At 46.8% G+C, this 7,855-nt stretch carries 5 protein-coding genes, 1 tRNA gene and 1 pseudogene; 3 read left to right on the forward strand and 4 right to left on the reverse strand.

Annotated elements, in window-relative coordinates; all coding sequences use genetic code 11:
- The first annotated feature begins 137 nt into the window (after nt 1-137).
- A complete protein-coding gene (locus UA76_RS24960) occupies nt 138-458 on the forward strand; it encodes a hypothetical protein (protein ID WP_238322362.1) in 321 nt (106 codons plus the stop codon).
- Nucleotides 455-1,993, forward strand: coding sequence for a 5'-nucleotidase C-terminal domain-containing protein (locus UA76_RS19605; RefSeq protein ID WP_238322363.1), 1,539 nt, complete (start codon nt 455-457; stop codon nt 1,991-1,993). The genes UA76_RS24960 and UA76_RS19605 overlap by 4 nt, the downstream gene beginning before the upstream one ends.
- A 115-nt stretch (nt 1,994-2,108) precedes the next feature.
- Here UA76_RS19605 and UA76_RS19610 read toward each other — a convergent pair whose 3' ends face one another.
- Genes UA76_RS19610 through UA76_RS19620 form a run of 3 tightly spaced genes read right to left on the reverse strand, consistent with a single transcriptional unit; the run spans nt 2,109 to nt 6,470 of the window.
- A complete protein-coding gene (locus tag UA76_RS19610) occupies nt 2,109-3,233 on the reverse strand; it encodes a lipocalin-like domain-containing protein (RefSeq protein ID WP_047049606.1) in 1,125 nt (374 codons plus the stop codon).
- Nucleotides 3,233-5,758: an ABC transporter permease gene (locus tag UA76_RS19615; RefSeq protein ID WP_047049607.1), complete on the reverse strand. Its 2,526-nt coding sequence runs from the start codon at nt 5,756-5,758 to the stop codon at nt 3,233-3,235. The genes UA76_RS19610 and UA76_RS19615 overlap by 1 nt, the downstream gene beginning before the upstream one ends.
- The gene (locus tag UA76_RS19620) at nt 5,745-6,470 is read right to left on the reverse strand and encodes an ABC transporter ATP-binding protein (protein WP_047049608.1); all 726 of its coding nucleotides are present in this window, start codon (nt 6,468-6,470) and stop codon (nt 5,745-5,747) included. Before UA76_RS19620 ends, UA76_RS19615 begins: the two co-directional genes overlap by 14 nt.
- A gap of 334 nt (nt 6,471-6,804) precedes the next feature.
- On the opposite strand from UA76_RS19620, the gene UA76_RS19625 reads away from it, so the two are divergent.
- Nucleotides 6,805-6,878, forward strand: a tRNA-Gly gene (locus UA76_RS19625).
- Between the two features lie 272 nt (nt 6,879-7,150).
- Here the strand turns inward: UA76_RS19625 and azu are convergent.
- Nucleotides 7,151-7,599, reverse strand: a pseudogene (gene azu / locus UA76_RS19630) (azurin).
- Nucleotides 7,600-7,855 lie beyond the last annotated feature (256 nt).

The following is a 7,855-nucleotide window of genomic DNA, read 5'->3' on the forward strand; positions in this document are numbered from 1 at the left end:
TTATAGCTTTTGCGATTTTGTGAATCGATTGCGATCACATTAATTTAATGTAAGTGCAAACTTAATTTCATTTTAAATTTATATTAACAGCTGTAAAACAAGCCAATCTTACACACATCACATTAAAGGGACGAATAATGAAAAAAAGCCCATTGGCAGTAGCACTCTTGTCGGCAGTGGTTGCTTCAGGATGCGCGACGGAACCATCGAAAAACTCTCCTTTCGATCTGACCATCTTACACGTTAACGATCATCACTCTCATCTTGAGCCTTCGTCACAGAAACTTAAGTTAGCGGGTCAATCGACTTACGCGGAAGTGGGTGGTTTCCCAAGACTGATCACAGCATTAGAACAACGTGCTGAAGCAAACGAAAATGTGCTAAAACTTCACGCAGGCGATGCTATCTCCGGCACGCTTTACTACGCACTATTCAAAGGCGAAGCTGACGCGCGATGATGAACCACGCTTGTTTCGATGCATTTGCTCTGGGTAACCACGAGTTTGATGATGGTGATGCAGGCCTAGCACGCTTCCTAGATTGGATGAACGAAGGCAACTGCGGCACAGAAGTGCTTGCGGCTAACGTTATTCCAGAGCAAGGCGTTTCTCCGCTGGCTCAAAATTCAGCGAACGATTACTTCAAACCTTACACGGTTAAACAGTATGGTGATCAGCAGATAGGTATCATTGGTATCGACATCGCCAACAAGACGATGGGTTCTTCAAACCCAGATGCAACGACTCAGTTCCTAAATGAAGTAGAAACGTCTCAGAAATACATTGATGAGCTAGTATCTCAAGGCATCGATAAAATCGTTCTTCTGACTCACTACCAGTACACGAATGATGTTCAACTTGCTGAGAAGCTAACAGACGTAGACGTGATCATCGGCGGTGACTCACACTCACTACTTGGCGATTTCTCTGAAGTTGGCCTAAAGAGTGAAGGTGACTACCCAACGCTAAGAACTAACTTAGATGGCGACCAAGTGTGTGTGGCACAAGCTTGGGAATACAGCCAAATTCTTGGTGAACTCAACGTATCGTTTGACGAAAATGGCGCAGTAGCATCGTGTTCAGGTACTCCGCACCTACTAATGGGTCAAGAGTTCAAACGTAAAGATGAAAATGGTAAGCGTCAGCTACTTGAAGGTGCAGAGCTTGAAGAAGTGATCGCAGCTATCAATGCTCAACCGAACCTAACGCAGTTTGACGAAGACGTAGCGACTAAAGCGACACTTGCTGTTTTCGCTGAAAAACTGGATGTAATGAAGAACCAAGAGATTGCACAATCTTCAGAGCTTCTTTGTTACGAGCGTGTTCCAGGTCAGCAAAAACACAACGGTGCTGACGGGTGTGACACTCACACAAATGATCACGGTTCACAAGTGGGTGACCTAGTTGCTCAAGCGTTCCTTGCTGAAACTAAGCGTGCAGACGTTGCTATCCAAAACGGTGGCGGCGCACGTGCAAACATCCCACAAGGTACGTTCACAGTTGCGGGTGCGACTAAAGTTCTACCATTCAACAACACTATGGTTAACCTAACCATGACAGGTGAGCAAGTTAAGAAAGTGCTTAACCAAGCGGTTGATAAAGCGTACCTAGAGTTCGTTGAGAACAGTGCTGAAGGTTCAGACGGTGCTTACCCATACGCAGCGGGTATTCGTTACGACGTAGACTTCAATAAGCCAGCAGGCGAGCGCGTACACAACGTTGAAGTAAAAGCGAAAGGTGACGGTACTTGGTCTAAGCTAGCCGACGATCGTGAGCTAGTAGTTGTTACTAACGACTATATCGCTGGTGGTAAAGATGGTTACCTAGCATTTGGTGAAGTATCTCGCGATGCTGACACGTACGAAAACACGTTGAAACTTTACACTGAAACTTTCATTGATTACGTACAAAAACTGGCGGCTAACGGTCAGAAGATCGAACCAGTTGCAGCGGAAGATCGTAGTACACAAACATTTACTCCTAAAGCGAAGTAAATCGAACGAATTTACTGCAAAAAATGTCCTAAATAGTTGTTAAGCAAAATGGCCAAGTCTGTCCCTTGGCCATTTTTTTGCATGTAGGATTGGCGAGGAGTTTGGTAAACAGGCCCTAGTATCCCGTGAGTTCCATATACCCCATCCCTGAATGAGAACCCTCAATTCGCACTGGTCCCTCCCAATACGGGACGGAAAGCTGCATTTTAGCGTTTGGGTTGAGGGCAGAAACAGTAAGATCAATTTGCTTGTTCGGAATGGATACTTGCCAACGTGTGGGATATTCACGTCCTAGAATTTCTGTTTGTTCGATGGCCTCTAAGCGAATATCGTTTGCTGAAATCGCAATACCAGAACCATTTTGCTGCATTAGCCTTGCGCTGGAGTAACTGGCTTGTCCGGTTTTGGAATCCCGCAATTGGAACACCACCAAGCTGACTTCGTCACTCAATCTTAGGGCAAACCAATCCCAGCCTTGTTGTGAGTCGAGTAAGAATTGCGAGCTCCACTCGCGATCTATCCAACCTTTGCCCGATACTTTATGGGTTTTGCCGTCGATGGTGACTTCACCGAAGACATCAATAAACGGTTGGCTGTAGTAATACGAAGCTACCTGACCATCGGCGCTTTTGGTGCTGTAACCTTGCTCGCCTTGCTTTTGATACGGTGCGCTGCTGGTAAGAGTGAGCGAATAGCCAAACTGTTCCGAGTTCGCCTTCAATGAGGCAGGGAAGAGGTCGTTGGTTGAAGAAGTCCACTGCCAATCATCGAGATAAACACGAAATGGTGAAGTGTCGACGCCAGCAAGAGAGGCTTGGTCGCGAGACCATTTTTCATCGGCATAGTGCTTGTCCGCGGTCGTGACCGCGCTGTGTGCCAAGTAGATTTGCTGAGTTTGCCAATCGGTTTTCTTCGCGTCACCTTCGCCTTTTGATGGCGCAGCAGCAAAGCGAAATTGTGTCCATTGAACGCCAAGTGGACTGCCATCTTCATTAATTAAGTTAGCGGTTAAGTACCACCATTCATGACGAAAATTCGGGTGCGCTTGATGATCGGTAGGAAAGGTGAGTTCAACACCTTTTTCTACGGGTGTGAATGGGTTGCTCTCGCTTTGTATATCTCCACTGCCCAGTAACTTACCCATATTTTGCGTGCCCATATTTTTTTGTTGGGGATCTTCACAACCGAGAAGGAATAAGCTGCTCATGAATAGAGTAAGTTTGCTTGTTAATCGAACCATCACAACACCTCGCTTTGCAAACTGGACACGACAGGCTTGCTGACCAATCGCCACAGCGGGATCAAGGTGGCAATCACCGCCACCAAGATGGTGATCGCCGCAATACTTAGCGCATCACTCCAACTCCACAGATAATTTAGGCTCCAACCAAAAGCGCGCAATGTGACAATGTCTGTCAGCACATAACCTACCAGGGCACCCAAAGGTAGGGCGATAACCAGAGTAAAACTGACCAAAGCGACGATTTGCCCGACCACCATGGTCATTAATTTGCGACGACTAACACCAAGTGCGTACAGCCTTGCAATGGCGGCTTTGCGCGCGTCGAGCAACATGAAGCAAGCACTGAACAAACCAATCACCGCGACCATTAAAGTAACGGAGTTGAGCGCGCGCGTAATGGCGAAAGTCTGCGAGAAAATATCTAACGCGATGGATTTGATTTGCGCCTGATCATAGAGCTGACTTGGATGCAGATTCAATTGCTCGCGCAATTGCCCGTAGACGATTTGTGGGTCCCCCGAGACTTTAATGCCAAGGCTTTTCGGCAAGTTGGTGAATCCGCTCTCTTGCCATAACTTTGGTGCTAATAAGACTTCACCGTTGGGTGAGCCGTAATCGTGGAATATCGTACCCACAAGTAGGCTCTTATTTGGAATGGCATCAAGCGTGAGTTCGCTACCCAGTGATAAACCCAGTTTGACCGCAGTAGGTTCACTGATGGCGATCAACTCACCTTGGTAAAAACGCTGCCAGAAGTTCTCCAAGTGCGATTTGAACACCATGGTTTGCTCTAAGGTGTCTCTGTCTTTGGTGCCAAGCAGAATCGGTAAGCCCTGCAGGTTATCGTCGACGTAGTATTGCTTGTAGACGGTCTCAACATTGTCGAACTGCTCTAACGTGCGCTCTACATTAGTGATTTCCCCTTGGGCAGGGCTGACGTAAATATCGGCGTGTAGCCTTTGTTCTAACCACTGCTTTAGGGTGGATTCAAAGCTGCTCACTAAGGTGTTCATCCCCATATTAGCTGTAACGGCGAGTAGCATTGCCATCATGGCGAGAGAAAGCGGAGAAATCAGCTCGCGCAACTCAGCAAACAGATACTGCATCAAACCGGAATTGGTGCGCTTCTCGCACCAATTGGCTAATACGCAGAGTGTTTTGGGTAGATACAAAGGAATCGACACTACAAGCACGCCGAGCCACGCCATGGTAAAGCGGTGATGCTCACTCAGCCATAACCCTGCGAGTGCGAGAGTTGTCAACGCAGCACCTATCACGAACAATTGGTTTTCGTTAGAGGCTTCAGGTGCTTGATAAAATCCGCCATGAGAGGAGAGCGGTTGGCGCACTCGTTGTTTAAAGTGTTGCCAACATGCTAATAGGGTGGCGGCTAACGTGAGCAGCAGCGCTTGCGCCCACCATTGCCACTGCCAAGTGCCGGGCAGCAGTGTCGCGCCGTAAAGTTGTTCTAAAGTCAGCGCCACAGTCGGATGTAACCAATGACTAAGTTGCATGCCCAATACAAAACCGAGGGAAGCGCCGATGGTAACCAGAATAGTGAGTTCAACTAACAGCGCAGAGAGCACAATGCTCGGCGCGACACCGGCCTGTTGAATTTGTACTAACAGCCGATTGCGTTTCAGCAAGCTGTATTTTACGCCGTTGTAAGCGATGAATAGCCCGACTAAAAAGGCGAGTAAGCTCATTGCCGTGAGATTGAGGTGAAAGCTGTCGGTCAACGAGCCAAGGTCTGTACTTTGGTTATTGGCAATCCATTGTCCTTGCTCACCAATAAGGTTCTGCCATTTCGCTTGCGTGTCTTTATTTCCTTCATCACCCGAATGGAAAACCGCAATGTAACTGAGCTGTCCTTGTCTATTGAGCAGTTGCTGGGCAAAGCTAATGTCCATCAACATTCGGCTACCTAACTGCCATTCGTCAGGCAACACCACCATTTGGGTTGGAATATCGTCCAGAGTTAGGGTTTCTACCTCTCCTAAGTTTTGATGTTGCGATTGGCTCATCATCACGATTGGCTTGCCGGCTAAAAGCTCAGGCAAAGGTAAAGCACTGTCGAACAAAGACACGTTCTGTTGGTTTTTTGATGACTTTCCGTTTGCCGAATAGCGCGAACGTGACGAGATGGCGGCAATCAACTCGCTGCCTTGTACTGACCAGCGTCGACCTTGTTCGTCTCTCACCCGCCCTTCGATTACAGGTAGTGCTGCACTGAGCCCGTTTTGTCTAAGGGTGAAGTAGAGCAATTCGGGCAGATAGTTTTGCCCTGCTGGTGGAATAATTAGTTTCTGAGCTTGTGCGCTAAGCTGCTCGGTAGACTCTGCATAACTGCGCTTGGCATTGAGGTTGATGGCTTGCACCGCAACAAACAAGGTCACTGCCAGCACGATACCGATCAAAATCGCGGCGGCTTGCAGTGGCGCCTGCCGATAATGCGCCGCAAACAGGTTCAGGGCGAGTCGGGTATGAGTGAATCTGGTGTTTGATGGCTTAGCTTGTTTCATCGCGAAGCTCATATTTGTCTATGTGATGACACTTCTGAAGCTGACTATTTTCTATGCGCCCATCCTCTATACGTAACTGAGTTTGCATGAACTCAGCGCAGTCAGGGCTGTGGGTGACTAATAGTACAGCCGTATTGCCTTGGGTGGTGATTTCACTCAATAGTTTCATCACTTCCAAGCCGGCTTTTTGGTCAAGGTTGCCTGTGGGCTCATCTGCGAGTAGAAGCTTAGGTTTATGTGCCAAAGCGCGCGCAATAGCGACTCGTTGTTGTTGACCGCCGGAGAGGGCAGAAACATGTCTATCGAGCAGTTGGCTGATGCCCAAAGTCTCGACCAAATAATCGCACCAGTCGTTCCATTTCTGTTGATTCAAATGCAGAGGGAAGGCGATGTTTTGCTGTACGTTGAGCGGCGTTAATAGATTGAATTGCTGGAAGATAACACCGAGTTTTTGGTGTCGAAATCGGCTCCATTGTGGATCTTTCCAAGCCGCCGTGTTATCGCCATCTAACCACAATTCACCTTCGGAAAGTGGCTCAAAGCCAGCGATAACATTGAGTAAGGTACTTTTGCCGCTACCACTAGCGCCTGTAAGCGCAACACTCGCTCCTGTGCTCAACGCAAAGTTGACACCTTCCAGTACGCGATGTGTCTCTTTACCATCGACAAAGCTTTTGCTGGCGTGTTTGAGTGTGACAAGTGGGCTTTCCATTGATGTTCCTTCGCGTTTAATTATCAGATTGGAGACGGCGAGTTTGGGTTTAGTGTCGTGATTGCATTCTTGATTACTTAGTAATCTGTACTGAGCGAAGTTTAGATCCGATCAGTTTTGTCTATCCATTGTTCTAAATCCGAGCTATTGTCTGAAACTCTCAGTTATCGCTACCGATGTAGGTAAAGGGGTAGTGATCTTTTCTAGTTACAACAGAAGATTAGCGCAAACTTCACCCAAAGTGCCGAAAAGATACGCAGTCAGTCACTTAAGGTTAATTTCTCCTTTTCTTTTGGCCTGCCTGTGGCATATTAGAACTCGTCCAGACGACAAAGCGTACTTCGTATAATGCTATTACCTCAGCCTTCCAAGCTGATGATGCGGGTTCGATTCCCGCAGTACGCTCCAATTTCTTCTCCCTATGATAATTCCCAATAAGCCAAACCGTTCAGTGAGTAGTCACTGGTCTTGGTTGTTCTCTCATAAAAGTCAAAGTAACTTCATTAAGAAAGCTCATTGATAGAACCATCATTCTTAGAGACTGTCGCTATCACAATCCTAGTCAGTTCATATTCTTTTAAGCAGTTTGTTTGAAGTACACAGTTTGCTTGGTGAAGTTAGCTTGCTACGTATTAAAAAGGGAGACGAACGTCTCCCTTCAAGTATCACGTGATCTAATCTTACTTAAACTCAAATTTGCCTTTCATAATTGCCCAGTGGCCTGGGAAAGAGCAGAAGAATGAGTAGTCACCACCAGCAGTCATTTTCGCTGTGCTAAACGTGATGGTTGTCGACTCACCACCGCCAATAATGTCTGTATACGCATAGACACGATCATCGTTCGGCTTCACATACTGATTATCCAATCCTGCGGACATGCCTTCCGTACCCACTGCTTGAATGTTGGCTGTATCAGTGATAACAACGTTATGGCCCATGGATTGAGCAGGTAGCTGCCGGTATGATTAAGGGTAAGCGTAACCTCCTCACACGTTGCAGGCACACTCAACGTTTTACTGGAGAACTGCATAGCGTCGTTGGCATCGATTGATATTTCGCAGTCGTTAGCATTGGCGCCAACACTGATCGCTGAAAAGGCTAGGGCAGTAGTGATAATACGTAGAGACATAGGGATACTCCATTATGGTTTGGATTCATTTTTTATCGCAAACTTCAATACGAAACATTGTCTTATAGGGTTTAGCGAAAAATGTGTTTGAAGCCAAACATTGTGTCATTGAGCGTACATTAATTAAAAATACTTTCAATTTACTCGTAGCGCAGTCGAATAAACGGTTCGCTCGATGGATTAACATTGAGACAACGACTAACGTTAAATTAAAGTCATTGTTTGATAACGGTGTTATTCTCTACGGCTTATTTTT

Source organism: Vibrio mexicanus (genome assembly GCF_001012815.1).
Taxonomy (GTDB): domain Bacteria; phylum Pseudomonadota; class Gammaproteobacteria; order Enterobacterales; family Vibrionaceae; genus Vibrio; species Vibrio mexicanus.